Here is a 25,371-nt window from a genome sequence, read left to right as displayed (position 1 = left end):
TCTTCGTCTATTGAATCTTATTCCGGAAGAGCCGCGCCGCGAGCGCGAGCGATATGAGCGCTGCCAGGGCAGCCGGCCAGAAGAACTCGACCGTTTCCATGAGGCTTGCGCCTTCGAAATAGATCATCCGGAGCCCAATGATGGCGCTTCGCAGAGGATTGAGGTTCGAAAGCACCTGCATCCATTGCGGCATGGCAAGCACCGACGTGAAGAGCCCGGAAAAGATGATGGTCGGCATCATGACGAAGATCACTATGACTATTGCCTGTTGAATGGTATCGGCAACCGCGGAGATCGCGAGCCCAAGTCCCACAAAGGAGAGTGCAAAGCCGAAGACCAGGAGACCCAGTGCGAGGGGAGACCCGGCAAAGGGAAGCTCAAACCAGAAAACGCCGACGAGGAATATCAGAAAAGCCTGCAGGCACGCAATGATGGTCGGAACGACAGCTTTGCCGATCAGTATCTCTACCGAAGAGGCCGGCGTCATCAGCATCATGTCGAACGTTCCGTCCTCGCGCTCGCGTGCAACGGTAAGGCCGGCGAGAAGCAGCACCTGAATGAGCGAAAGCGCGAGAATCAGCGCCGGCATGATGGCGTAGCGCGTAATGCCGTTTTCATTGAACCGCTGCCGATCGAGAATCGTGACCGCCTGCGCCGCGCCCTTATCATGATTGAGCCGGGAGGCAATTGAGGCCACGTAGCCTGCGGCGATCCCGGCCGTCGTCGAGTTTCTGGCGTCGAGCGCCACATAGGCTTCACCGGTCTTCGAGAAATCCCTCGGGATCCAGATGCCGAGAAGCGCTCTGGAATTGTCGACCGCTCCTGTGAACTCAGTTTGCGAACGGGCAACGACCTCAAGCTCGAACCCGGGTGCGCGGTCAATCCGCCTCACAAACTCCGCCGCAAGACTTCCTCCGGACTCATTAAGAAGCACCCAGGGCACGCGGTCAAGGTTGAAGGATGCGCCGTAGCCGAAAATCACCGACTGGAGGATCACCGGGACAATGAGCACGATTCGAGCGCCTTTGTCGCGAAGCGTCGCAATGAGCTCCTTTTCCACGAGCGCCGCAATTCGGTTGAGGGATGCCCTGAGGCGTGCAATCGCATTTTGAAGAACGCTCACGATGCGGCCTCCTTCAGTTCAACCTTCGCCGGGCGCTTCCCGAGGAGCCTCAGCGTAAGCATCAGGAAAAGGACTGCCGAGAGCGCAACCACGAGCGCATTCATCGCGAGCTCGGATTCATTCCCGCCCGAGAGGAAGCAGATCTTGAGGGACTGGAGCGCATAGGACGGCGGGAAGAGCCGCCCGATCCATTCGATCCACACGGGGACGCTCCTCAGGTCGAAGAGAAAGCCCGAAAGCATCATGGTCGGAAGAAAGCTCGCCATAATCGAGATTTCAGTAGCGAGGAACTGGCTCTTCACCTTTGCGGAAATGAAGAGCCCGAGCGCTGCCGCCGCGGTTGAATAGAGGAGCGCCGTCGCAAGGAGCCAGAAGATGCTTCCCCGGAGCGGCACCTCAAAGAGGCCGATCGCCATGAAGAGGCAGAGAAAGAATCCGAGAAGCGCAATGCCGGCGCAGGGGATGAGTTTCGAGAGAAGAATTTCGAGCGACGAGGCGGGCGTGGCAAAGAGCGCATGAAGCGTCCCGCGCTCGCATTCGCGCGCGATCACAAGGCTCCCGAGGAAGGAGGCGGAAACGGAAGTCACGATGATGAGAATCCCGGGAACGAGATACCAGGTGGAATTTGCCGCCTCATTAAACCAGAGCCGGCTCGTGAGCTTGAGGGGCGTCCCCGCAGCAGAACTTTCCTTCAGCGGGCTCGCGAGCCGCGGGTCAGAGAGCGCCGTGCCGAGAACGCCCTCTGCATAGGACCGAACCATCTGAGCCGTGTTGCTGTCGACGCCGTAAAGCGTGAGGCCGAGCGCCGCGTCTCCCTTTTCAACGCGCTTCGCAAATCCGGGCTCGATCCGGATGATCGCTTCCGTTTCGCGCTTCGAGAATCTTTCCTCTGTTTTTTCGGGCGATTCGCTTCGCATCCCCAAGAGATAGGCGTTCGCCTCAAAGCGCCTTGCCACGGCAAGGGCCGCCGGCGTATGTTCCTCGAGCACGATGTCTGCGGGGACGTTGCGGATATCCATCGAGATCCCGAAGCCGTAGAGAAAGAGCATCAGAAGCGGGAGCCCGAGTCCGATGACGAGGTATGAAGGATCCCGAAGAATGAGCCGCAACTCCTTGACGAGAAGCGCCGTAAAGCGTCGAAACTCAAAACGCAGAAGTCCATGAAGTTCGCTCATTCTCTCCCTCCCTTTTCCCGTTCAAGGCGCTTTCTCTCCACGATCTCAATAAAGGCAGACTCGATCGATGCGCTTTCAGCCTTCTCATTTCCGAAAGCAGCTTCCCGGATTTCAGCGGGGGTTCCAATCGCAATGATCTTCCCCGCGTCCTGAATGAGAAAACGGTCGCAGTATTCGGCCTCTTCCATGAAGTGGGTCGTGACGACGACCGCTGCGCCCCTCGCTGCAAAGCGCACAATCCTGCGCCAGAGGGCGCGCCGCTGAGCAATGTCGGCTCCGGACGTTGCCTCGTCCAGAAAGATGATTTTCGGGTTGTGGATGAAGCCGCAGGCGATGGAAAGGTCTTTCTGAGCCCCGAGCGAGAGTGACCCCGCCTGAAAATCCGCTTTCTCCGCGAGCCTGAACTCCCGAAGAAGATCATCAATTCGGACTTTGAGCGCCTCGCCCGACAGCCCGAAGCTTCTTCCGAAAAAGCGCAGGTTCTCGCGCACGGAGAGCTTCGCGTAGAGCGAAAACTTCTGCGCGACGTATCCGACGAGCGACCGCGCCAGGGACTTTGAGGACTTCAGATTCGCGCCCGCAATTTCGATTTCGCCGTCCGAGGCCGGGAGCAGGCTCGCGAGCATTCTGAAGGTCGTGGTCTTTCCCGCGCCGTTGGGGCCGAGAATGCCGAAGATTTCACCCGGCTTGACGTCGAACGTCGTGTCGTCAACCGCCACGAAATTCCCGAATACCCGGCGGATGCCTCGTGCGATGACGAGCGGCTTTTCCGTCCCCTTCCCATGAGCGGTCCCTCCGCCCACCTTCATCGGACGTGCCTCCATGGATGCAAGAGTCGAATCCGCGCCGGGCTCATCCTTGAAGGTCAGAAGCGCGTACGCATCCTTGAGCCGGGGCGGCCGCGGCGAGAGTCTTCCCCGGTCAATGTCGTCCGGGAGCTCCGGCGTTCTCCCCGGAATGAGGAGCAAATCCATCCGTCCTTCCCGCGGGACGGCATCAAGCCAGGGAGAGGACGCGTCCGAAGCTGAGGCCGTCAGCATGAAGCGCCGCTTGATGCGCTCGCTCTCCTCTGGTTCGAGCCCGTCAAGCGCATAGGTAAAGGTTCTTCCGCAGGCCGCTTCCATGAGACTCTGCGGGCTCCCTCGCGCAATGATCTCGCCTTCCTCGAGGAGAATCACATTGTCCGCCGCTTCCGCCTCCTCGAGATAAGCGGTTGAAAAGACGACTGCCATGTCGCGGGCCTTCCGGCGTTCCTTCAGAACATTCCAGAGCTCGCGCCGCGACAAGGGGTCGACCCCTACCGTCGGTTCGTCAAGAAGCAGAAGGTCGGGCGAAGCGAGAAGCGCTGCCGCGAGCGCGAGCTTCTGCTTCATGCCGCCCGAAAGCTTCCCCGCCGGACGCTCCATGAAGGGGCCGAGCCCCGTGAGGACGAGGAGTTCGCGGATTTTCTCGCCCGCTTCCGCCGCTGGAATCCCGCGGAGCTCTGCCTGAAGCTCCATGTTTTCGCGGCAGCTCAATTCCCGATAGAGGCCGAGCGACTGCGGCATGTAGGCAATGCGTTTAAGAAGCTCCGGGTCGTCGGGATCCGGGGAGCTCCCAAGCGACCGCACCATTCCAGCGTCTGCGGCTTCAAGTCCGCAGAGGAGCTTCAGCAGCGTCGACTTCCCCGCACCGTCCGGACCAATCAGCGCCGTGAGGCGTTCTTCGGGCGCAGCTTCGAAGGTGATGCCCTTCAGGGCTTCAACTGTCTTCCCGTCCGAAGTGCGGTAGAACTTTCTCACGTCCTTCAGGGAAGCGACTGGAATGCGGACGGTCATTTTGATTCCTCAGTCTCAAATTCAACCGTCGCCGGCTGACCGAGCTTCAGGATGTTCTCCGGGTCCTTTACGATCAAGCGGACTTCATAAACGAGCGCCGTGCGGAGTTCCGCCGTCTGTACGGTCTTCGGCGTAAATTCCGCCTGACTCGATACCGACCCCACCGTCGCTTCCATGGGCGGCATCGTGTCCGTGATGACTGTTGCTTTAGATCCCGGATGCACCATGCCGAGCTGCGCTTCCGTCACATAGACGCGCACCCATTTAGGCGAAACAATGGAGATTTCGTAGACCGTACGGCTCGAACTCGTCATGTCACCGGGTTCTGCGAGGCGGCTTCGTACAATCCCTTCAACCGGCGAAACGATGCGGCTTGCCTTCTCAATGCGGTAGAGGAGCTCGTCAACGTTCGTCTTGGCGGAATCCACCTGCGCCGCTGCGGCCTGAATTTCATCCGGGCGATTCCCTGCTGCGGCGCGTCTTGCTTCCGCCGCGGCCGAAGCATGCTGGGCTTCGAGAGATTTTCTCATCCATTCCGCCTGATCGAGCTTCTCTCTCGAAGAAGCTTTCGAAGCAAAAAGCGCCTTTTCGCGCTCCTCCTCAATCCGGGCAAGCGTCAGGGACTTGAGCGCTGCGTCGGCATTGGCCTCGGCCTTCTCGATGTCTTCCTTGCGGAAGCCGTCGCGGGAGAGCCGGTACTGGGCTTCGAGGTACCTGAGTTCCGCTTCGGCGCGCTCCTTCTGAATGCCGAGGAGTTCGGTATCGAGTTCCCCGAGGAGCTCGCCCTTCCCCACACGGTCGCCCTCTTCCTTGAGAAGCGTCCGGATGCGGCCCGAGGCCTCAAAGGCGAGGCTCACTTCGCGAACATCAACGCTCCCCCAGGCCTGATTGGGCTGCGGGAGGCTCTTCTTCTGCCACGCTTCGAGACCCCAGACGGCTGCCCCGACAATGCCGAGAACCACGGCAAACCCAAGAACAGTTTTGATTTTCATTTGAGCCCTCGAAATTGAACTGACTGGTCAGTTCAATTATAGGGCGTATAACCAAAACAAAAGCCGCGGTCCGAAACATTACGTTTCGGTTCACGCGGCCTTTTTTGGGGCGTCAGGAAAGCGTCGGATTACTTCTTCGCCGCCTTTTTGTCTTCTTCAGCGCCCTTCGCTTCAGGAGCCGCGGCTCCGTCCTCTGGGATAACCTTCTTCCCCGGATGGCGGCGGCGGTAGTCCGCAAGGAACTTGGCGATGCGGTTGATCGCGTCGCGAAGCTCCCATTCATAAGGAAGGAAAACCATGCGGAAATGGTCGGGCTTCGGCCAGTTGAAGCCCGTGCCCTGAACGAGCACGACGTTCGTGGCTTCTAGAAGCTCCTTAAAGAACTCGCGGTCGTCCTCGATCGGATAGACATCCGGGTCGAGTCTCGGGAACATGTAGAGGGATGCCGTCGGACGAACGACGGAAACGCCCGGAATGGCGGATAGCATTTCGTAGGCGATGTCGCGCTGACGGCGCAGACGCCCGCCCTCGCCCACCAGGTCGTTGATGGACTGATAGCCGCCGAGAGCCGTCTGAATGGCCCACTGACCCGGCACATTCGCGCAGAGCTTCATGTTGGCGAGCATGTTGAGGCCGTCGATGAAGTCCTTCGCGCCGCTCTTGTCGCCCGAAATCACCATCCAGCCCGCGCGGTAGCCGCAGGCGCGGTAGGCCTTCGAAAGGGAATTGAAGGTGAGCGTAAGAACGTCGTGCGAGAGCGCCGCCATCGAGGTGTGCTTGATGCCGTCGTAAAGAATCTTGTCGTAGACCTCATCGGCCAGAATGACGAGACCGTTTTCGCGCGCCACCTGAATGATGTCGAGAAGCACCGAATTCGGATAGAGAACGCCCGTTGGGTTGTTGGGGTTGATCACCACAATGCCCTTCGTGCGCGGCGTCACCTTGGCGCGGATGTCCTCAATGCTCGGGATCCAGCCCTTCGATTCGTCGCAGAGATAGTGAACGGGCTTTGCGCCGGCAAGGCTCGTTACGGCCGTCCAGAGCGGATAGTCCGGAGTCGGAACGAGAAGTTCGTCGCCTTCGTCGAGGAGCGCGTTGGTGGCGAGCGCTATCAGGTCGGAAGCGCCGTTGCCGAGATAAATATCCTCGATCGTGACGCCCTCGATCTGCTTATCCTGCGTGTAGTGCATCACGGCCTTGCGGGCCGCGAAGATGCCCTTGCTGTCGGAGTAGCCGGCCGAATTCGGAAGGTTGTAGATCATGTCGCGCATGACCTCTTCGGGCGGATCAAAGCCGAAAACCGCAAGGTTGCCGATATTGAGCTTGATGAGACGGCGGCCTTCTGCCTCCATCTGCTTAGCCTTATCCATAATCGGACCACGTATGTCGTAGAGGACATGCTCAAGCTTTGAGGACTTTTTGATTTCTTTCATTTCAACCACTGTCTCTTCGTTTGTTTATTCGTGCACTGGTTCAAAGCGCTCAGACTTCCCGGCATCACGCGGGACGCCTGAAGAAAACCAGCTGCATCAGAAGAGGATACCCCCATCGGGTGAATCAATTCACGCCGAATGCCTGTCAACACAGTGCGTAGAGGGTATTCCTTCTATCAGACTTTCCCTGATGAGCGTTGAGGCCGGCTGAGAAGCAGCGGGCTGGGAATCGGCTTCCTGCCCCTCAGACTTCTGCACCAGAATTCAATCGGAAAAGCGAGTGTATACCGACTGGCGCAAAATCTGCGGACAGCTGCGCCTTCATCACGGTCATTTCCGGATAAGCCGTAAGAGGAATCCAGTCCCCCAATAGTCCGGCGTTCACTTCTCCGTCTTCAGCTTGCAATCAGCGCAAAGCCGCTCGATCGAAGCCTCAGTCCCTCTGTTGGGAGAACCGAGCTCCACAATCCCGGGAACGATTTCCTCTCTCACGGTCAGAAAACCCGTATGAAGGAGCAGCGCATCCGGGCGCTCTGAAGCGTCGGGACAGAAGAGGCAGTCAGCGACAGTTTTGGCAGAGTCATCTCAAGAGGCTCCTTTTTCCTGCTGATCGGGAGGCTGTTCGGCGTCGTTCTCTCCGGCATGCATGGCGAACATTGAGCGCAGCCACTGCATTGGAATGCTCTTGTCGCTCCGTTCGTGCCAGATAAGGCGCGTGAAGTTTTCCGCGTACTCGCCTTCATAAGGAATCGCTATGAGACGAGGAATCTGACGCGCGAAAAAACGGGCCGTCCTGGTGGGCAGGAGCAAGGTGTATTCCGTGCCCTCAAGAAAATAAGGAGCGCCGAGAAAATACGGGAGCTCGATGAAGGTTTGGCTGGATCTTAATTCCGGCAGCGAGATGTCGAAGACCGGCCCGCGGCTCGAATCCTGAAGCTTGATCAGAATCCGGGGATACATTCGGATCGCTTCAATGGTGAGGGCTTCGCCTGCGGCGTAGCGGGCCGCGAGCGGATGATTCCGGTCGACGAGGAGAGAGCGGGAGACCCGAAAGAGGTTGATTCCGAAGAAATGCGCGGGGAGCTCCGGGAGATTCAGCGTCGGATAGAGGAGAAAATCAAGTCCTCCTTCAGCAAGCCGTTGAAATTGTCTGCCGTCAAGCGGCAGCAGCCGGAAGCTCAGACCCGGAGCCTTATCCCGCACCGCTCTGATGACAGGAGGCAGAAGACTGACGAGCGCATTATCTGCCGCTCCGATTGTGATCGTGCCTTTGAGCTTTTCCGGCGAAAAATGCTTCTGGTACTCAAGCTCCTCCATGCGCTCCAGAAGCTCCCTCACCACAGGCATCATGCGCTTCGTCGTGTCCGTCGGCGTCAATCCGCGCCAGACGCGGATGAAGAGCGGGTCGTCGAAATCCTCCTGCATTTTCTTAAGCATCCGGCTCGCGGAGGCAACAGTCAGCCCGAGATGCTGGGCGGCCTCAGAGAGCGATCCGGTTGAGACAATCTCCGCGAGAAGCGCGAGATGAGTGAGCCTGAGGTCAAGCATTGGGTCTGCCTCTTTAATGCGTTGCGGAATCTGCAAAATACTTGTTGCATCATTCTACGAAAATACGATTGAAATCCGCATTGGCGGTCCCGAAGGTGCTCTCTAGACTTTCATCCCGTCAGTGATCAGCGCTCAAAAACGCGCTGCTTCATTGAAATACTCAACCAAAAAATCGTGATGAGTAAAGGGCTTCCTCACCCTCTATCATGAAAGATGAGGAAGCCCTCGGCGCGCGACCTGTCTGCGTACGTTTTTTTGGTAACGTTTCTGACGCTTGCCGTCAAAAAATTGCAGCGGAACTTTCGCACCCTATATTGCTCTGTTCGCTGGCTTGAACGCTGGTGACTAGGCGTGTGGAAAAATGAGCGTAGCTTCCGGGTGGTTGCTGCGTCTACCTGTTTCTCCAACATCTTCGTGGTTGCCAGGGCTTCCTCGAACCCCAATCATTTCTTAATGGAGGGGCTATGAGTAAGTCTAACCGTACCGATACGCCATTGCGAGCTGCCCGTGCGCAGATCAGTAATCCCGAAATTACTGTTCACGCGATGTACCGCTCGGCAATAGGCATTGACGTTCATCTCAACCTACTCGTCTGCTGCCATCAGAAGCAGGTTGCAGGTCATCGTGAACAATCTGAGAGCCGGGATTTCAATACCGACCGCGCAAGCATCGATGCTTTCGCCGCCTGGTGCCGTGAATGCAATCCCGACATCATCCTTATGGAATCAACCGGGTCATTGTGGCAGAGCCCGTACGAAGCCCTCGAGAGAGCCGGCTTCACTTCTGAGCAGCTGGCTCTGATCAATGCCCGCGACGCCAAAGCGGCAGCCGGCCGCAAAACGGACCGCAAGGACGCATCACGTCTGGCGTCTCTTGCCCGAACGGGAAACTTCAAAAAATCCTTCGTGCCGGAGAAGGCCTTTCGTCTGCAGCGCGTCATTTCACGTGATCTGCAGAAGAACAGGAATGACATTTCCCGAACTTCCAATCGTTTCGGCAAGTCTCTGAATCTCACCGGATGCCGGCCTACAACGGTATTCAGCGACATCCGCGGAGGCAAAGCTGCCAGCCTCATCCTGATGGCCAAGCTCAGAGATGATCCGCACTTGTTTGATGTCATCAAGCAAAACAGCCGCCGGCTGCGGGCAAGCCCTGAGCAGATCATGCAGGCGCTCAACTTCGAAATCGAGCCGATGATGAAGGAGCAGATTCTGGCGCTCCGGAAAAAGATCGATCAGCTCGAGGAGTACGACCGAAGCACTTTCGAAAGGCTCCGCCAGCTGCAGGCTCCCTACGAGAAGGACATCCAGCTGCTCATTACCATAACGGGGATTCAGGAACGCTCGGCCCGCATGATTTACGCCGAACTCTGTGCGGATTTGAAGGACCACTTCCCCACGTCAGAGCAGTTTACTTCCTGGCTCGGCATTTGCCCGGGGGACAACACATCTGCCGGCAAACAGAAAAGTGGAAAATGCCCGAAAGGGAACAAACACCTGAGGCGCACGCTGATTGAAGCCGCCAGAGGACTTGTGGTCGGCGGTACCGCTGCGCTGAAGGAAAAATTCCAGGTGCTCAAGATGCGGCGCGGCTACAGGCGTGCCATGGTCGCCTTCGCACACCTGCTCGCACGCATCATTTATTCCGTTCTCACTCATCAGAAAGGCTTTGAGCCTTACCAGTCAACGGCGTTTCGGGACACCTTGATGGAACGAGCAAAGAACGGCGTAAAGCAGTTGCTGAAACTCAAAGGAACGAAATACGTGATCGCTGACGGCCTGGTTGTGGAGACGAAAACGGGTGCGATCCTAGGCGCAGTCGTCAGCAGTTAGCGTAGCTTCAGCAGCCTGAGAAGCAGCAGATACCATGCTGGACGTTCTTGTGAGAACGCCCGCAGGGAAGGTCGCGCGCCGAGGGCTTCCTATCTTTCGTGGAAAAAGGATTGGATCATGCAGAACATCACGCTCGGCCGCCGCTCGCTCTTTCTCAGTGCAGTCGCTGCTGCCGTCGGCAACGCCCTTCCCGTCACGGCAGCCCGCGCTTCAGGCGGCTCATCAGGTCCCCACGTCAGCTTTGCCACACAGGGCCACATCGGCGAAGTGATCGTAAATCCGTACGGCATTGCTCCTCTCACGGCAATCATCCGCAACGGCGGCTATGAGCTGACGGAAGCGACCGTGCGCGTTGTTCCGAAGCCTGATGGTCAGGAAATCAAGTATTCGGTGAGCCGCTCCGAACTTTTGACGCACGCCGGCGTTCCCGTTTTCGGCCTTTACCCCGACTACATGAATACGGTTGAGGTTTCCTACACCCGGAAGTTCTACGGCAAAACGGAGAAGTTCACCGACACCTACAAGATCTATGCCGCTCCCGTATACCACGAGGTGAGCGGCGCGCCGGGACTGCACAGCAACATGTTCGAAACGAAGGTGGTTAAGGTTGATCCGAAGTTCAAGGACCGCCTCTACCTCGTCAACAACCTCATGCAGCAGTATGCCAAGGCCACGCGTGCGGTCTGGAACAACCCGATGGGCGGCGCGATGGAATGGAACTTCTACCCGCAGAACGCCATCATCGACACCAAGGGCGAAGTCCGCTGGTACATGCATGTTGAACCCATCTACAACGTCGAGACGATTTACCAGTCGGGCGTCATGATGGGCTTCCAGCAGGATGTCGACGGGAACATCACCTGGGGCTACGGCCAGCGCTACGTGAAGTACGACCTCATGGGCCGCGAAATCTACAACCGCCGCCTGCCGGTTGGGTACTCCGACTTTTCGCACTCTCTCGACAATGCTCAGAACGGACATTCCTTCATCCGCGTTGCGAGCGCCGATCATCGCCGCGCTGACGGAAAGCGCGTTCATACCGTGCGCGACGTGATTGCCGAGCTCGATCAGAACGGCAAGGTCGTCGACGAATGGCGTCTCTGGGAAATTCTTGACCCGTACCGCGACAACGTCATGAAGGTGCTCGACCAGGGCGCGGTATGCCTCAATATTGATGCATCGCAGTCCGGAAAGACGCTTTCCGCTGAAGATCTCGCAAAGCTCGAAACGAGCGACAAATTCGGCGACATCGTGGGTACGGGCGAAGGCAGAAACTGGGCGCACGTCAATTCGGTCGACTACGACCCGACGGACGATTCGATCATCATCTCGTCGCGCCACCAGTCCGCCATCGTCAAGATCGGCCGCGACAAGAAGATCAAGTGGATCTTCGCTTCGCCCGAAGGCTGGCGGGACGGCTGGAAGAATCTCCTCCTCACGCCCGTGAAGGACGGCAAGCCCATCGCCTGCCAGGGCTCGACCTGCGAAGGAGACTTCGACTACACCTGGACGCAGCACACGGCCTTCCGCATCGACGAGAAGTCCGACAAGCACATCATCTACATCACGGCGTTCGACAACGGCGACGCACGCGGCATGGATCAGCCGCCGCTTGCTGAAATGAAGTATTCGCGCGCCGTCATCTACAAAATCGACCAGGACAAGAAGACCATCGAGCAGGTCTGGCAGTACGGCAAGGACCGCGGCTTCAAGTGGTACAGCCCCGTCACTTCGCTCACGAAATACTTTGCCGACAAGGACTCCATCATGGTCTATTCGGCAACGGCAGGCATGGGCCGTCGTCCTTCGGAGCTGAAGCCCGGCGAAAAAGCGGGTCAGGCGTCGCCCTTTATTGAGGAATTCAAATGGGGTGAAAAGGATCCCTCGGTCGAAATCCAGATCATCGACTCCATGGGCTATCAGGCAATGCCGATCAGCCTTGACAAGGCCTTCGCGCAATAAACGAGCGCCTCTTTAAAAGAAACCGGACGATTCCTCTCATGGACGTCCGGTTTCTTCGCTTTTTGGGACCGCTCTTCGCCCGGGCGTCCCCGGAGGCCTCTTCGAATAGGCTCCTCGATCACCCCTGCCCGAGCTCAATCTTGGTTCGAAGCGGGAGCTCCCAGCGGAGAATCTTCCACGAACGCCTACGGGCTTCGGCGAGAAGCACCGGATCGGGATTGACGCAGCAGGTGAAGCCCGCGGCTTCAGCGAGCGGCAGGTCATTCCGGCTGTCGGTAAAGAAAAGCACGTCCGAGATGTCGATGCCGCGGGCATTGAGGATGGTTTTGAGCCTCACGACCTTCCCTTCCTGGAAGGACGGCGTGCCGAGGATTTCGCCGGTATAGAAACCGTTTTCCTCCACGAGGTCGACGCCGATCGCTTCATCAATGCCGAAGATCGTTTTGGCAATCGGGGCAACAATGAAGGTGGTTGTTGCCGAAAGGACGAGCATTGGAATCTTTGCCTGGAGGGCGTTCTTCACCCACTTCTTCGCATCCGGGTACGCGAGGGGAGAAATTTTCTTCCTTGCGAACTCCAGAGCGAGTTTCCCGAGCATTTCAACGGGGATATTGCGGAATGCGCCCGAGTGCTTCCGCATGAAGGCATGCATGTCGAGCCGCCCCTGATCGTATTCGCGGATCATCTCGCGGTCGATCTGTCTCCAGATGGGGTCCTTGACGAGACCCTTCTCATAGAGCCATTCCGTCCAGAGAATCGTGCTGTCGCCAGCAATCAGCGTTTTGTCGAGATCAAAAACCACCAGCTTCGGAGGAAGCTTTGAAGCGGGAAGAAGAAGCGGAAATTGAGCTGCCATTGCCTTCAAGCGGCCCTAAGGAATGAGAAGAACTAAGGAGTCTCGACCCAACGAGCTCTCTTGACGGGGCCCGCTGTCGTCAGCCGCATACTTTAGCGCGCAGAGATGACAAAAACATCACAAGTCGTCAACCGGGATGTTCGTGCTTCTGCGCGATGCGCGCAGCGAATCATAGAAATGAGACGCAGCCCCATGGGGAAGCTGCGTCTCATCACAGAAGGTTGGCGTCTAAAGACTGCTTTTAAAGTGTGTTACTTATCGCCCCAGACTTCGTCGGCGATTTCGCGAACGAGCCTCACCTTGGCCCATTCCTCATCCTCGGTCATGATGTTGCCTTCCTCGGTTGAGGAGAAGCCGCACTGGGGCGAGAGGCAGAGCTGTTCGAGAGGAACGTACTTCGAAGCTTCCGCAATGCGGGCCTTCACCTCTTCCTTCTTTTCGAGCTCGGGGAACTTCGACGTGATGAGGCCGAGCACAACGGTCTGATCCTTGATGAAGCGCAGAGGCTCAAAGCCGCCCGCTCGGTCGGTGTCGTATTCGAGGAAGAAGCCGTCGACCTTCGCGTGGGCGAAGAGAATTTCAGCCACGGGCTCGTAGCCGCCCGACGAGAACCAGGTCGAGCGGAAGTTGCCGCGGCAGATGTGCATCGTCACCGTCATGTCGGCGGGCTTCTTTTCGAGAATGCGGTTCAAAACCTCAACATAGCGGCGGGCCGTCCAGTCGACGTCGATCCCGCGGGCCGCGTAGGCGGCGCGCTTTTCGAGCGAGCAGAATTCGCCCCAGCTCGTGTCGTCGAACTGCAGGTACCGGCAGCCGCGTTCATAGAGCGCCAGCATAGCGTCGACCCACGTGTCGGCGAGGTCTTCGAAGAGCTTTTCCGGATGCGCTTCATAGAAAACCGTGGGCTTGTAGTTCGCTTCGCGCACGGCGCAGATCAGGTGCAGCATCGAGGGCGACGGGATCGTGTACTTGATCGGGTAGTCGCCCGCGATCGCCTTCAGGCGGTCATAGGCCTCGAGGAACGGGTGGTTCTTCGGAAAATGAATGCGGTCCTCAATGACGATCGTTTCGGCCTTCGGCTGATGGCCTTCGAAATGAACCGACCAGTGCTCGGCCTTCACATGGCGGATGCCGCCCAGAGCCGCGAGGAAGTCGAGATGCCAGAAAGCGCGGCGGAATTCGCCGTCCGTCACGGCGCGAAGACCGTTCTTCTTTTCCTTTTCGACGAGGTCGGCAATGCATTCATCCTCGAGCTTCGTGAGATCCTCTCGCGAAAGCTTTCCCAGATGGAAGGCCTCGCGGGCTTCAAGAAGACGCTTGGGACGAAGGAAGCTGCCGACAACGTCGGCACGGTACGGGGGATTCACGCGGGTCATGGATATTCTCTCTATGAAAGGCGGGGGCGCATGCTTCCGGCAACCCCCAAAGTAAACATTCATTGAATTATTCCTTCTTTACGCCTCGCCGGAGCACTTCCAATTGCAAAAATTAGGGCGTTCCACGGTAATACTTCAAGCATCCGTCAGACACGCGCCTCTCAAAAGCGGTGCCAGGAGCGAATCAGCGCCCGGAGGGAGAGTCCGAAAAGCATGGGGACAAGCACCCAGATTCCGAAAGGAATATCTGCGGGATACGCCAGAATGAGGAGCGTCGCAAGGCCTCCGCCCGCCATCAGGAATCCGATGCTCCCGAAGACGCTCGGGCGCATCGCGCCGAAGACATGCGTTCGTACCTGAAGCGCGTGCCATCCGTCGACGGCAAGCGCTGCGATCGGGAGCGCACCGAAGAGAAAAACGGTAAGGAGCACTGCAAGGCGCTTCAGGAAGAGAAGACCGATCAACCGCATGTTCTCAACCCACGGGGCGGCGAGGATGCCCGAGACCGCACGTTCGATCGCCGCTTCCTCAGGGAGCGCCGGGCGAAGCATTCCGGGCATGCGTTCGCTCGAGTTCGCCCTGCGGCGCGGGAGGACGATGTCCCGGGAAGCACTATGCAAAGCGCTCTCCACGCACCCGACCGTCCGGAGGGATGCGCCCGGAAGAAGGAGCTGCCGTTCCATGGATTCCCGATAGAGAATGCCGCGGAGCTCCTCGGTCGATACATAAGCCGCGCCGAAGGCGACTTCAAAGAGAAAAACGACGGTGAAAAGCGAAAAGGCGCCCCGGATCATCGGCGCTCTCCCTTCTTCCTGAAGAGCCTTCTGCCGGAAGCTTCCGCCAGCAGAATCGGCACGCGCCCCTTCCAGAGCTTCCCGCCCGAAAGGGAAGCAAAGAATTCCAGATTGGGGAGCATCCCGAGAGCATCCGTCGGAACCACGGTTTCGCGCCGCCCCGAGAGACCGCGCGAGACGCTCGCCCGGAATCTCGGGATCGGACTCGAATCGGCAGTGGATGCAAAGGAGGCCGATGTTTCCCAGACGGTCGTGCGCCCGAACGCTTCCGCGACGAATTTCTGCGTTTCCTGGTCCTTGGTTCTGAGGGCAATCAGGTTGTTGAGGTTCCCGAGCACCATCCTTGCGGCGGCTCTGCTCCCGAGACGCGCCTCAAGGTCGGCGATCGTCTGCATGGCGCACGTCGTCTGGATCCCGGCTTCCATGCCTTTGTTGAGGATTTCAATCAACGGACGGTTGATGACGTTTGCCGTTTCGTCGACGAAGAGACTGATGCTTGCCGCCTCGTCCCCCGACCGATCGAGGTTGTAGCGCCGGCCCGCTGATGCGGCCATGTCGGAGAGAATCAGCGCCCCCAGTGACCCCGCGACCTGCGGGTCGGGGAGCGCGTCGAGCCCCAGATAGAGAACGCCCCCGGCATCAAGCACCCGGTCGACCGTCACGATGGGGCGGTCGTCCTCAATGTCGTCAGGGTCCGGAGAGAGACTTTTGCCGAGCGGCCCCGACGTGAGCATGGAAAGCGCCGGAACGAGCGACGCCGTTATCTTGGCGTAGTGTTCGCGCGAGTGGCGAAAGACGGATAAGAGCCCGGCCACTTCCGGTTCCTTCTGATCCTCGGATACGGAACGCTCCCAGAGCGCAATGCGGGCAAGAAGCGACAGGCTTGCCCGCGACCCCGGCGGGGCAGAGAGCGAGGCCGCTTCGACCTCCATGATCGCAATCACGCGGTCCCGCCAATAGGGAACGTGTTTTTCAAGCGAAATGTCGAGGCATTTCGCAAAGAGGGGTTCAATCCCTTCCGCAAGGATGCGCCGGAATTTGCCGAGGGAAGGCTTTTCTCCCGCAAAGAGGAGTCCCATCGACATGACGTGGACGGACTCCCACGCAAAGGAGGTAAAGACGCCGTCCGATTCGGGCGGGAGGATCGCCGTCACGCGGGACGCAATCTCCGTCGCGCGCGTCCAGCTCCCCAGGGGATCCAATCGAACGCCCCGGGCCGGAAAGGCCGGATGAAATTCGTGTGGGGGCTCGCGCCCGGCAGCGGCGCAGGCGGCGTGAATCGCCCCGCGCAGGCGCTTGCTCGATTTGGGATCAATCACAATCACTGCATCCCCGCGAAGAATCGCCTGAGCAATGAGCGACGTGAGCATGACGCCCTTCCCGGCCTGGGTGGTGCCGACAAGAAGCGTGCCGCCCCCGAGGCTTCTGATCGGACGCTCGATCGGCGCTTCACCGGGGCCGACGCCGTGAAGGATGGGGCTCCCGATTTCCTTTTCCGACAATCCCCGGTCCTGGGTCACGAGGGGGCGGATCCCGGGCGGAACCGTCATCACGTCGCGCGGCACGCGGGAGAGCTCCTCGAGCTTCTGCGCCTCGACCGGGGTCCAGGGGAAACCCATGCCGAACCAGACATTTTCAACGCGCGGTTCTGCCTGAGAGAGAAAAAGCACGCGCGGATTCCTCGCCTCGCCAAAAGCGCTCCCATGTCTCGTTCTACCGGTACCTCCGGACTGCAACAGAAGCGGAAAGCGAGCGCCCGTCCGGGCAGCTTCCGGAAGGCGCCTCCCGCTCATCTCCCGCAGGCGCAGGACCAGATCCTCCATCGTCATGAAAAGCGGCTCAAAGCCCGACAAGGGTGCCCGTCGCTTCCAGACCGCCAGAGCCTCCTTCCATCTCCAGGCTGAAAGCAGCAGCGCTCCGGTTCCCCAGAGAATCCCCCAGGAGGCCGGAAGATTCCCGGAAAGCGCGGCGGCGGAAGCAAAGGCTGCCGCCCCCAGATTCCAGATGGCCGGCCGGACTTCCCAGGCAGGCCGGTAGAGCGCGAGCGCATTCCCCGTGACGCCGCTCGTGTCGCGTGCGCGGTCCCTGAAACCGCTTATCCTCAAGGCATTCTTATTCATTTCCATTCATCCTTCAGTCGTTCAGTCATTTTCTTCAGAAATCAATCCGTCGTCCGCCGGTTCCCACGCAGCGCCCGGCCAGTCCGCTTCCGTTACCGTCCCGTCGCTCCAGAGGCTGCAGGGAACGGCAATGCCGCGACGCAGCAGGATTCCCGCCTCGCTTTTTCCGGCATTGGGCCCGACGCCGCGCATGCGCCGGAGCGCTCCGCCGTGAAGCGCGCTTTCTCTTTCAACGCAGAGCCCGAGACCCGAAAGAATGTCTGCCGCCGCCTCCATTTCGCCGGGCGCAAAGAAAGCCTCGCCAAGGAAGAGCCCGTCTGCGGCACTCCGCGCTTCGCTCCTCCGCAGCCGTGAGAGGTGCTTCTCAGCGTTTTCAAGCGCTTCGCGGATTTGAAGCGGAACCGGATCGGGAATCGAGATCGACCAGAAGAAGACCGGCATCTTTCTCCCTTCCGCGCCGACAAAAGCGCTTGGCGTCATGCCTCCATTCACGGGGTCGCGCGGAAAGAGCCGCCAGTCAAGACGCGAAATTTTCGGTGACGACGCCTCAGAAAGCTCCCCCCGGGGCGCAAAGAGCGCGGCGAGAAGTGCCGGCGTCTCACGGAGCCCCAGAACCGAGGCATCCTCATGAGGGAGCGCAGCTTCCCTCGCACCGCTCTTCCAGTCGGGATCCGCCATGCCCGCCGCAATGAGGCTCTCAACCAACCCGACGCGACTCTCTTCCTTCGGAAGCCTGAAGCGTGCGCAGAGGATGGCTTCCAGCGGCTGAGCCCCTTTGGGCCACTCGAGGAAGATCCCGTCCGCCGCAATCCAGATTCGTGGAGGAAGCTCCGCTTTAGCTTTCTCTTCGACAATGTCCGCGCCGTCGTTCTCACGCGTGAGCAGAAGGAACCTTTCCTCCCGCACCGCGAGCAGAAGCGCGCGGGCAATGAGTTCCGCACGTCCCCGGATGAGGGACGCTTCGTCAGCCCGGGCGCTGCGGCGCTTGACTTCGATCCCGGGAGAGACGCCTTCCGGCACTCTTCCGAGAGCGCCTTCATGAGAATGCGCTCAAGGCGCTTTGCTTCCTCGTCGCCCCCCGGGAAACCGATCGCGGCAAGCCGCAGCCCGGCTTCGAGGCCGCCATCCACGGCATTCCTCATGAGCGCGGCGATATGACGGTCAATAAGCTTTCTCAGAAGAAATTCACGAAGGCCGGCACGCTCTTTTTCACGGCGCTTTAGTGCCGGGAAGGGCGATAGCGCCAGCGCTGCAACCTTCTCCCCTTTCGCCGCGCACTGAAGAAGAAACTCGAGGAGGAGCTCTTGAGACGGGTCAAAAGCCGGAATGGCGTAGTGAAGCGTTCCGTTCGTGAGGGGTCTGAATTCAAAATCGAGGATATCGTCCGCTCCTGAGAGAAGCCCGAGGATCATCGCGCCCGCAAGCCGGCCGAGCCGGAGCGCTTCGCGCGCCCTGGGGTCAAGGCCGTCGGGGAGCGCCTCCCCGAGCATGAGCTCCATCATCCGGCGCGCGCGGTGGATGCCGTTTTCAAAAGCACCTCCCGGAATGCCTGCGGCAAAGGCGCTCCAGACCTGAAGCGCCGGGAGGAGCGCAGAATCAAAGGGGCCGCTTCCGATGGCGAGCTCCATGCGAAGAAGCTCCTTTCGAACCCGGTGAAGCGCCCGGGACGGCGTCTCAATCCCGGGCATCTCCACCTTCTTCCCTTTCTGAAAGCGCATCCGTCTCTCTCCAAAAAAAATTCCGGTTGATCGATGTGTTCTTAAGCGAACCCGCACGTTTTGCGGTCTCAGCAAAAAACGACGGGGCTGCTTCCCTCCCCCTTCAGGGCGGGCCATTCAGGAAATCAATGGCCGACCCGTAAGGAGAAAAGAAGCAAACCCCGTTCGCAAGAGAAGTTTTAAGAGAAATACGCGTCAGGGAAGATCCCCGATCAGAAGGCGTCCCGTTTTTTGAGACCCAGGAGAAGCCCGTGGATGGCCTCCGGGATTTCGTCGATGGAGCGGACGAATCGTGTTTCGCTCCCGATCGCGTTCCTCGGACCGATTTCGGCCTCCGGCAGATCGGGGTCGCAGAGCACGAGCGTCGCCAGCTCAATTCCCGCCATCGCGAGCGCCTCGACTTCTCCCCGGTATTCGCCGGCGTCGAAGACGCCGTCGGTGAGGAGAAAGAGAAGCTTCGCGGGTTCTGGGCGGGAAGCGAGCGTCTGAAGCGCCCAGAGGAGGCTCTGCCCCACCGGAGTGGGGCCCCTTGAAGGCATGGCACGGAGAATCCCGCGCGTTTCGAGGGAAGAGGACTTCCAGTCTGACGCGAGAAAGGGTCCCGTGCCGCGCTCGTTCGGGAATACGGCCGTTCGCGCCGCAGCCCCGGGAAGGCGCTTCAAACCACCTTCGAGCCTCGCGGCCGCAGCGCGAAGCACTGCCCCGCCCCGCTCTCCGAGTGATCCCGAGAGATCAAGGAGAATTTCGCAGGCGATTTTTCTCGCCTTTCTTTTCCCCTCTCTCACGAAGATGCGGTCGTCGCCCGTCAATGCGCGGTCGACCTCGCGGTCGTCGATGTCGAAGCCCGTCCGGGCTCCGCCTTCGTCGGCCGGAAGCCGGCGCTTCAGGAGGTCCGCGAGCCCCATTGCAAAGGGCGAAGTTTCGTCCCATGCGGCATCGAACGCCTTCTGAGCGGTCCGAATGTCCGAGAGCTTTGCGAGCCTCGGCAAAAGGCCGCCCGAAGCATTGCCGCTTCCTTCGGGCACGTTTTCGTGCCGGCGAAGGGTTTCGGCATGGGTTTCCTCAACGGCTTCGATATCGGGCATGGCGCTCTCGGGAAGGCTGATGAGCTCCTCCAGACGCTCCATGGCGAGTCCGCCTTCGAGCGGCCGGGAATTCCCCCGCCAGTTTCTTTCGTCGCTGAGACGAAGCACTGCCGGGTAGACATCCCGTTTCGGGGAAGACCGGGCTGGAGAGGCTCCGGAAGTGAGAGACCCATCATCAAAAAGGGAGAGCGCGATGCCCTCCCCGTTGCTGATGCGCCGAGACTTTTCACAGTCTCTCTGCCGGACTCCCTGTTTCGAAGCCCTCGTTTCCCGCTCTCTCTCTACCTCTCTTTCGACGCGCGCTTCAACGAGCGCCGCGTCCGAGAGAAATTCCTCGAACTCGATCGCGAGCGCCGCCGCGTCGAAGGTGCTGCTGAGAGGAAAGCGTCTGAGGGCGAGCCCCAGCGCATCCTTCAGAAACGCACGCCCGAAGCGGCGGGAAGCCTCGAGCCGCACGGCTTCGAGGATCCCGTCGGGAAGCTTCATTTGAAGCATCTTTTCGAGAAGCTCGGCATGAAGCCACGCGAGGAAGACCTCAGAGGCCGGCCGCATCGGGTCGTCGGAGAGAAAGACCGCCTCGCCCGTTCGGCAGAGTAGCGCGAGGAGCGCCTCCCTCCAGAATCGGTATCCGCGGCATTCGGATTCTCCAATGGCATCTATCCTCACGTCCTCAAAGAGGTTCGTGAGGGCAAATGCCCGCTGAGAGAGTCCTTCAGCCCCACGGAAGTCCGTATGAAGCACGTGAGTGCGTTCATGGATGCCGTGTCCGAATACGTACACGGGCGCAGCCGGGTGCGAGAGATCGACGCTTCCGAGCCAGATCGTTTTTCCATCTGTCCGGGGCGTGCCCGAAAAGCGGATTTTGATCCCGTCCCGGCGGCAAAGCGCCGGGAGCGCGAGAAGCGCTTCAAGCCGGGAAGACCTGCGCGCCTCCTCGGGAGAAAGCCCCATCGCTTCCGCCCGATGGTTGAGAAGCGGCTCTGCCGCTCCCCAGAGACGGTTGCGGTCGCGAAGCCGCCGATAATCGTTGACGAGCGCTCTGATGCGCCGGTCGATTTCATTGGCTTTTCTCCGCTCGAGCCCCGTATGGAGCCCCGCACGAAGCCTGAGGAGTTCGCCGATGCCGGCGAAAAGCTCAGCTTCTTCGGACGTGGACGGCTTTGCGAGCGTTTCGAGAAGCGGAAGACTTCCGACGTCGTTACGCATGACTCGTCTCCCTGCGGAGGTTCCGGAGGTCGGCGAGCCTTCCCCCGAGAACGGTCTTCATGTACGTAATGAGCGCATTTCTTACCGGGCGGTCAAGCGCATGACCCGCCGCACGGTCAAGAGACCATTCGACCGGATCATGGAGCTCGGGCACTCTCCCCGCAATGTAGGAGAGCATCAGAGCGCCCGTGCGCCGCAGAACCCGGTGCGAAAGCGCAATCGTTTTCGACCGGAGTCCCAGGGCGTCATGAGCGGATGAGGCCCGCGTTTCCGCGCCCGCGCGGGCGAGAATGCGGGCAACTTCCATCGCCTCCTCAACCCCAGCCTCGCGAACAAGCTCGGGCGGAAATTCCTTCATGAGGACTTCCGCTTCCTCGTCTTCAGCGAGCCCTTCGAAGCGAATGTGCCAGAGCCGGTCGATGACCGACCGGTCCTGCATTTCGCGCCCGAAGTAGCCGGCTTCCGATTCGCTCGCATGACCGCGCGTATTGTCGGTGAAGACGATGCGCGCGTTGGGGTGGCGCTCGATTCTTTCCCCCGTCTGATCGTTCTCGAGAGGAAGCCCCTCAAGAAGATCATTGGCGGAAACCCAGGTTTCAGCGGGAGCCGCTGAAAACTCATTGACGAGAAGAAGCCACCCATGCTTCCAGGCGAGCGCTGCCGGACCGTCAATCCAGCGCATGCCGCCTTCGGGTGCAAGCACCCAGCGGCCTACAAGCTCCCTGCGGTCCATCCGGGGCCTGGCCGTAAAGGAAACGACCGGTACCGAAAGACGGGCAGCGAACTCGAGCACTGCGCTTGTTTTCCCCGAACCCGCAGGTCCGGTGATGAGAAGCGGCTCGGCGTCCCCCATATTCCACCAGGTGATGAAATCGAGGTAGAGCGTGGCCGAAAAGCGATAAGCGGGATTTTCCCGCGGGATGCGGCTGACCGCATCCCTTGAGAGCGTATTTCTCAGATAGCCCCTCCCGGCAGGAAGATGCGCCAGATGGCTGCCGAATTGGCCGGCGGGGAGGAATCGGGATTCGTGAACGGGATTCATCATGATGAAGGTTCCTTAAAGAATAAGGAGCCGTCCGAAAGGGAGACGCACGTCCCCCGATGAATCCCGGCAGCAAAGCCGGATCCTCCTGAGGGCGAACGCCCTCAGGGGCTCGAATTGTGAATGTGCAGATGTTTGACCGGAGTCCTGGCGCTGCAGATCGTCAGGCTGAAAGCCTCCGAATGATGCCAAAGAATAGGTTATTGTGCAAAACCGCTGCGTTTACGGTCGACGCAAAAGCGACATCCTTGCGAGCTCCTTTAAGAGCACCCAAATCCTTTATGCAATAATTGAAACAGAGATTTTTATGAGAATTTCAATGAATTAGAGCCGAGCACTGGCCAAGCTTGCAGCTGGCTTCCCTGAGAAAATGAGCCTCGCGAGCCTTGCTGTCGGGCTTTTCCAAGGACATACAATCGGTCTGATTTCAGATGCAGGCTGCATTTCGGCAAGCGGCGTTATCTCTTGTTTTGTGGAGAGGAAAGAATGACTGTTTGGATTCTTACGGCGATTTTCTGCGCGGCCGTAGCTGTCGCCGGCATCGTACTTGCTATCAGATTGCCGAAGCACCCGCATTGAGCACCTGACAGCCGGGTTCCGAAAGACGAGAAAACCTGAACCTGCTGCGTCAGGCTGCGCACTCCCCGTCATATTGACAGCTTCATTCCTGCTGCTTACGAACATTTCGTGCAAAGTCGGCGAACCGCCCTGCGCGCACTCGGTAGAATGGCCGCCAATACCAAGAACCATTCCGGACCCGACACGCTCTCATGCTTTTCCCTGCAACAAGGAAGAAGACGCTCGCTGCAAAATTGCTTCTTTTGAATGCGCTTCTCCTGACATCGCTTTCCGCAGAAGCGCTGAAGCTCTTTGACTTTCAAAAAGACGACCATTCCGCTCTCCCTCCGGGCGTCTCCGCCAAGGTCGTAACGGCAGCCGTCGGTTCGGGCTTTACGACGCTCGACCCCTACAACGCCACGGACAAGCTTTCGCGTCAGGTCATGAAGGCTTTCTATGAGGGCTTCTTCCGTCTGAATTCCAAAATGGAAGTGGAGCCCGCCCTGGCGCTCGAGGCAACGCCGAGCAAGGACGGCCTCACCTGGGTCATCAAGCTCCGCGAGGGCGTCAGGTTTTCGAACGGCGAGATTTTCGACGCGCATGCCGCCAAGGCCAACATCGATCACCTCATCCACGATCCCACGCGGCTCGGCCGCTCGGCCATGTTCGGGGAAATCGTTCGCGCGGATGCGACAGACCTCTACGAACTCACGATTCACCTGAAGAAGCCCCTTGCGCCCATGAAGCGCCGCATGGCGGGCGGCATTCTCTCCATGGTCTGCCCCTCGGCCCTGATGAATCCCGGCTGGAATCTTGCACAGAAGCCCTGCGGAACGGGGCCTTATCAGCTTAAGAGCTACAACCCATCGGAACTTCTCGAGGTTGAAAGGCGAAAGGACTACTGGGACGCCGGGTGGCCGAAGCTTTCCGGGATCCGCTTCGTCCCGGTTCCCGAAAACCACACGCGCGCGGCAATGCTGAGAACGGGGGAAGCCGACTTCATCTTCCCCATGCCCTACGAGTCGGCGGACGAAATCAACCGTCAGAAGAACCTCTTCATCTCCCGCAAGCCCTCCACCGTCATGCGCTTCATCGCGATGAACACGATGAAGAAGCCCATGAGCGACCTGAAGGTGCGCGAAGCCCTCAACTATGCGATCAGCCGCGAAGCGATCGTTAAGGCGGCCTATCGGGGATACGCCCGGCCTGCGGGCGGCGTGATGCCGCCCTCCATTCCCAATGCTCTGCTGATCGGCTCCTGGCCCTATGATCCCGAAAAAGCCAGGGCGCTTCTCAGGGAAGCGGGCTACCCCGACGGGTTCGACATCAACCTCTGGTGCGCCTACAACGACTCGGCGTCCATCAAGGCCGTGCAGGTTGTTCAGCAGCAGCTCGCGCTGGTCGGCGTGCGCGTGAAGATTACGGTTCTCGAAGCTGGAGAACGCGTGGCGCGCATCCACAACGTGAAGCGCCCGGAGGATTCAGCGCTTGAGCTCTACTACACGGGCTGGGCCGCCTCATCCGACGCCGACTGGTCGCTTCGCCCCCTCTATTACGGCCCGAGCATGCCGCCGGTGCTCTTCAACACTGCCTACTATCGAAACCCGGAAGTAGACAGACTGCTTGACGAAGCGCTCTCAATCAACGACGAAGTTGAATCCCGGAAGGTCTATGCCGGCATCCAGGAACGCATCCGCAGCGACGCGCCTTACGTCTGGCTGATCCTCGAAGATACCGCAGCAGCCTGGCGCGAAGAGCTTTCCGGATTCACGGCGACCCCGGATGGCGGCATCGATTTCATTAAGGCTGAATGGCATCCGGAAAAATAATCTTCCGACTTATTTTTGAATAACGAATTCAATTTTCATATTCAATGCAGACGATTATCAAAATATTTTTCATCGTTAAACATCATAAGCGAACGACTGATTAATATGGGATTAAATCAAAGAACAGAGTAAATTGATACATTTGTTCTATTTGGCTTTTTATGCGCTTCGTAAAGGTGTTTCCTTGCTAAACTGAGATTATAGGAATGGAGATTCAATCCCCTGTTCCTTAATCCCAGCCAACCCTCCTGATGGAGACTCCTTTGACATGGCATTAAAAAAATCCAACCCTAAAGAACGCCCCGGAAGAGGCGGCTACCGCATAGGGGCAGGAAGAAAGCCCGGCTGGGGCGAGGGTCTCACGAAAACGATTCAGGTCTGCGTGACGCCAGCCCAGGCGGAAGCCTTCAGAACTGCCGGCGGACCGAAGTGGCTGAGAGCCGAGCTTGAGCTCAGAAAGCTGAGTGAAAGGCGCGAAAGCTTCATTAAAGCTGCCGAAGGTGCGGGCATTGAACTTGGCGGCCTTGCGCTTCAGTCCTTCCCCGTGCGATCGGGGTCGCCGGACGCAGCGTTCTCAGATTACGGAAAAGCCGGAACGCTGAGACTCAATGACCTGATTGAAGAAAATGCCGGGCACACGCTCTTTCTCTTTGCGCCCGACAACGCGCTCGCAGAAGCCGGAATCGACCAGGGAGACCTCCTTGTCGTCAATGCGCACCCGGATCTTCTCATGCGCCTTGACGCCCGGGAAGAACGGCTCATGCTGCTTGAAACCGGAGCCGGAGATGCAATTGCCAGACGATCTCCCGCTTCCGTCTGCACGGGTGAACGCATTCTTGGCGTCCTTCAATACATTGTGAAGCCGGCGAAATAATGCCTTCGGGCGCTTCCTGCGGAAAGCTGCC

Annotated in this window: 17 protein-coding genes; 4 read left to right on the top strand and 13 right to left on the bottom strand. The window is 59.2% G+C overall.

Features of this window, described 5'->3' with window-relative positions; all coding sequences use genetic code 11:
• Positions 1-7: 7 nt before the first annotated feature.
• The 6 genes from FG381_RS01290 to FG381_RS01265 all read right to left on the bottom strand — a co-directional run bounded on the left by FG381_RS01290 (position 8) and on the right by FG381_RS01265 (position 8,088).
• Positions 8-1,123 (bottom strand): ABC transporter permease, encoded by a 1,116-nt coding sequence (locus FG381_RS01290; protein WP_226960308.1) that lies wholly within the window; start codon positions 1,121-1,123, stop codon positions 8-10.
• Complete coding sequence (locus tag FG381_RS01285) at positions 1,120-2,298, bottom strand: ABC transporter permease (protein WP_139687168.1); 1,179 nt, start codon at positions 2,296-2,298, stop codon at positions 1,120-1,122. The genes FG381_RS01290 and FG381_RS01285 overlap by 4 nt, the downstream gene beginning before the upstream one ends.
• On the bottom strand, positions 2,295-4,115 hold the full coding sequence (locus FG381_RS01280) for an ATP-binding cassette domain-containing protein (protein WP_139687167.1): 1,821 nt from the start codon (positions 4,113-4,115) through the stop codon (positions 2,295-2,297). The genes FG381_RS01285 and FG381_RS01280 overlap by 4 nt, the downstream gene beginning before the upstream one ends.
• Positions 4,112-5,107: an efflux RND transporter periplasmic adaptor subunit gene (locus FG381_RS01275; RefSeq protein ID WP_226960309.1), complete on the bottom strand. Its 996-nt coding sequence runs from the start codon at positions 5,105-5,107 to the stop codon at positions 4,112-4,114. Before FG381_RS01275 ends, FG381_RS01280 begins: the two co-directional genes overlap by 4 nt.
• Before the next feature lie 128 nt (positions 5,108-5,235).
• Complete coding sequence (locus FG381_RS01270) at positions 5,236-6,540, bottom strand: pyridoxal phosphate-dependent aminotransferase (RefSeq protein ID WP_139687165.1); 1,305 nt, start codon at positions 6,538-6,540, stop codon at positions 5,236-5,238.
• 585 nt (positions 6,541-7,125) lie between these two features.
• A complete protein-coding gene (locus tag FG381_RS01265; RefSeq protein WP_139687164.1) occupies positions 7,126-8,088 on the bottom strand; it encodes a LysR family transcriptional regulator in 963 nt (320 codons plus the stop codon).
• A gap of 464 nt (positions 8,089-8,552) precedes the next feature.
• On the opposite strand from FG381_RS01265, the gene FG381_RS01260 reads away from it, so the two are divergent.
• Positions 8,553-9,920, top strand: a complete 1,368-nt coding sequence (locus FG381_RS01260; protein ID WP_139687046.1) for an IS110 family RNA-guided transposase — start codon at positions 8,553-8,555, stop codon at positions 9,918-9,920.
• Between the two features lie 117 nt (positions 9,921-10,037).
• A complete protein-coding gene (locus FG381_RS01255; protein ID WP_139687163.1) occupies positions 10,038-11,882 on the top strand; it encodes an aryl-sulfate sulfotransferase in 1,845 nt (614 codons plus the stop codon).
• Positions 11,883-12,000: 118 nt separating this feature from the next.
• Here FG381_RS01255 and FG381_RS01250 read toward each other — a convergent pair whose 3' ends face one another.
• From FG381_RS01250 to FG381_RS01220, 7 genes are all read right to left on the bottom strand, one after another.
• Positions 12,001-12,738 carry an HAD family hydrolase gene (locus FG381_RS01250; protein WP_139687162.1) on the bottom strand — a complete coding sequence of 246 codons (738 nt, stop codon included), beginning with the start codon at positions 12,736-12,738 and terminating at the stop codon, positions 12,001-12,003.
• A 251-nt stretch (positions 12,739-12,989) separates the two neighbouring features.
• Positions 12,990-14,114: a 5-methyltetrahydropteroyltriglutamate--homocysteine S-methyltransferase gene (locus FG381_RS01245; protein ID WP_139687161.1), complete on the bottom strand. Its 1,125-nt coding sequence runs from the start codon at positions 14,112-14,114 to the stop codon at positions 12,990-12,992.
• 161 nt (positions 14,115-14,275) lie between these two features.
• Positions 14,276-14,908: a DUF4400 domain-containing protein gene (locus FG381_RS01240; protein ID WP_139687160.1), complete on the bottom strand. Its 633-nt coding sequence runs from the start codon at positions 14,906-14,908 to the stop codon at positions 14,276-14,278.
• Entirely contained in the window at positions 14,905-17,028 is a 2,124-nt protein-coding gene (gene traD / locus FG381_RS01235) for a conjugative transfer system coupling protein TraD (RefSeq protein WP_165697787.1), read from the bottom strand. Before traD ends, FG381_RS01240 begins: the two co-directional genes overlap by 4 nt.
• Before the next feature lie 21 nt (positions 17,029-17,049).
• The gene (locus FG381_RS01230) at positions 17,050-18,048 is read right to left on the bottom strand and encodes a hypothetical protein (RefSeq protein WP_139687158.1); all 999 of its coding nucleotides are present in this window, start codon (positions 18,046-18,048) and stop codon (positions 17,050-17,052) included.
• A gap of 910 nt (positions 18,049-18,958) precedes the next feature.
• Positions 18,959-21,037 carry a vWA domain-containing protein gene (locus FG381_RS01225; RefSeq protein ID WP_139687157.1) on the bottom strand — a complete coding sequence of 693 codons (2,079 nt, stop codon included), beginning with the start codon at positions 21,035-21,037 and terminating at the stop codon, positions 18,959-18,961.
• Complete coding sequence (locus FG381_RS01220; RefSeq protein ID WP_139687156.1) at positions 21,030-22,082, bottom strand: AAA family ATPase; 1,053 nt, start codon at positions 22,080-22,082, stop codon at positions 21,030-21,032. The genes FG381_RS01225 and FG381_RS01220 overlap by 8 nt, the downstream gene beginning before the upstream one ends.
• Before the next feature lie 767 nt (positions 22,083-22,849).
• On the opposite strand from FG381_RS01220, the gene FG381_RS01215 reads away from it, so the two are divergent.
• Entirely contained in the window at positions 22,850-24,466 is a 1,617-nt protein-coding gene (locus tag FG381_RS01215; RefSeq protein WP_139687155.1) for an ABC transporter substrate-binding protein, read from the top strand.
• Positions 24,467-24,734: 268 nt separating this feature from the next.
• Positions 24,735-25,340 (top strand): S24/S26 family peptidase, encoded by a 606-nt coding sequence (locus FG381_RS01210; RefSeq protein ID WP_139687154.1) that lies wholly within the window; start codon positions 24,735-24,737, stop codon positions 25,338-25,340.
• The last annotated feature ends 31 nt before the right edge of the window (positions 25,341-25,371 follow it).

Source organism: Sutterella faecalis (genome assembly GCF_006337085.1).
GTDB classification, from domain to species: domain Bacteria; phylum Pseudomonadota; class Gammaproteobacteria; order Burkholderiales; family Burkholderiaceae_F; genus Sutterella; species Sutterella faecalis.
The sequence above is the reverse complement of the archived record's forward strand: the minus strand, read 5'-3'. Positions and strand labels throughout refer to the sequence as shown.

What these genes read in the sequence shown, in the direction of transcription:
- FG381_RS01285 (WP_139687168.1), bottom strand. Translation starts at nt 2,298, where the DNA reads ATGAGCGAACTTCATGGACTTCTGCGTTTTGAGTTTCGACGCTTTACG.
- FG381_RS01280 (WP_139687167.1), bottom strand. Translation starts at nt 4,115, where the DNA reads ATGACCGTCCGCATTCCAGTCGCTTCCCTGAAGGACGTGAGAAAGTTC.
- FG381_RS01275 (WP_226960309.1), bottom strand. Translation starts at nt 5,107, where the DNA reads ATGAAAATCAAAACTGTTCTTGGGTTTGCCGTGGTTCTCGGCATTGTC.
- FG381_RS01270 (WP_139687165.1), bottom strand. Translation starts at nt 6,540, where the DNA reads ATGAAAGAAATCAAAAAGTCCTCAAAGCTTGAGCATGTCCTCTACGAC.
- FG381_RS01265 (WP_139687164.1), bottom strand. Translation starts at nt 8,088, where the DNA reads ATGCTTGACCTCAGGCTCACTCATCTCGCGCTTCTCGCGGAGATTGTC.
- FG381_RS01260 (WP_139687046.1), top strand. Translation starts at nt 8,553, where the DNA reads ATGAGTAAGTCTAACCGTACCGATACGCCATTGCGAGCTGCCCGTGCG.
- FG381_RS01255 (WP_139687163.1), top strand. Translation starts at nt 10,038, where the DNA reads ATGCAGAACATCACGCTCGGCCGCCGCTCGCTCTTTCTCAGTGCAGTC.
- FG381_RS01250 (WP_139687162.1), bottom strand. Translation starts at nt 12,738, where the DNA reads ATGGCAGCTCAATTTCCGCTTCTTCTTCCCGCTTCAAAGCTTCCTCCG.
- FG381_RS01245 (WP_139687161.1), bottom strand. Translation starts at nt 14,114, where the DNA reads ATGACCCGCGTGAATCCCCCGTACCGTGCCGACGTTGTCGGCAGCTTC.
- FG381_RS01240 (WP_139687160.1), bottom strand. Translation starts at nt 14,908, where the DNA reads ATGATCCGGGGCGCCTTTTCGCTTTTCACCGTCGTTTTTCTCTTTGAA.
- traD (WP_165697787.1), bottom strand. Translation starts at nt 17,028, where the DNA reads ATGAATAAGAATGCCTTGAGGATAAGCGGTTTCAGGGACCGCGCACGC.
- FG381_RS01225 (WP_139687157.1), bottom strand. Translation starts at nt 21,037, where the DNA reads ATGCGTAACGACGTCGGAAGTCTTCCGCTTCTCGAAACGCTCGCAAAG.
- FG381_RS01220 (WP_139687156.1), bottom strand. Translation starts at nt 22,082, where the DNA reads ATGATGAATCCCGTTCACGAATCCCGATTCCTCCCCGCCGGCCAATTC.
- FG381_RS01215 (WP_139687155.1), top strand. Translation starts at nt 22,850, where the DNA reads ATGCTTTTCCCTGCAACAAGGAAGAAGACGCTCGCTGCAAAATTGCTT.
- FG381_RS01210 (WP_139687154.1), top strand. Translation starts at nt 24,735, where the DNA reads ATGGCATTAAAAAAATCCAACCCTAAAGAACGCCCCGGAAGAGGCGGC.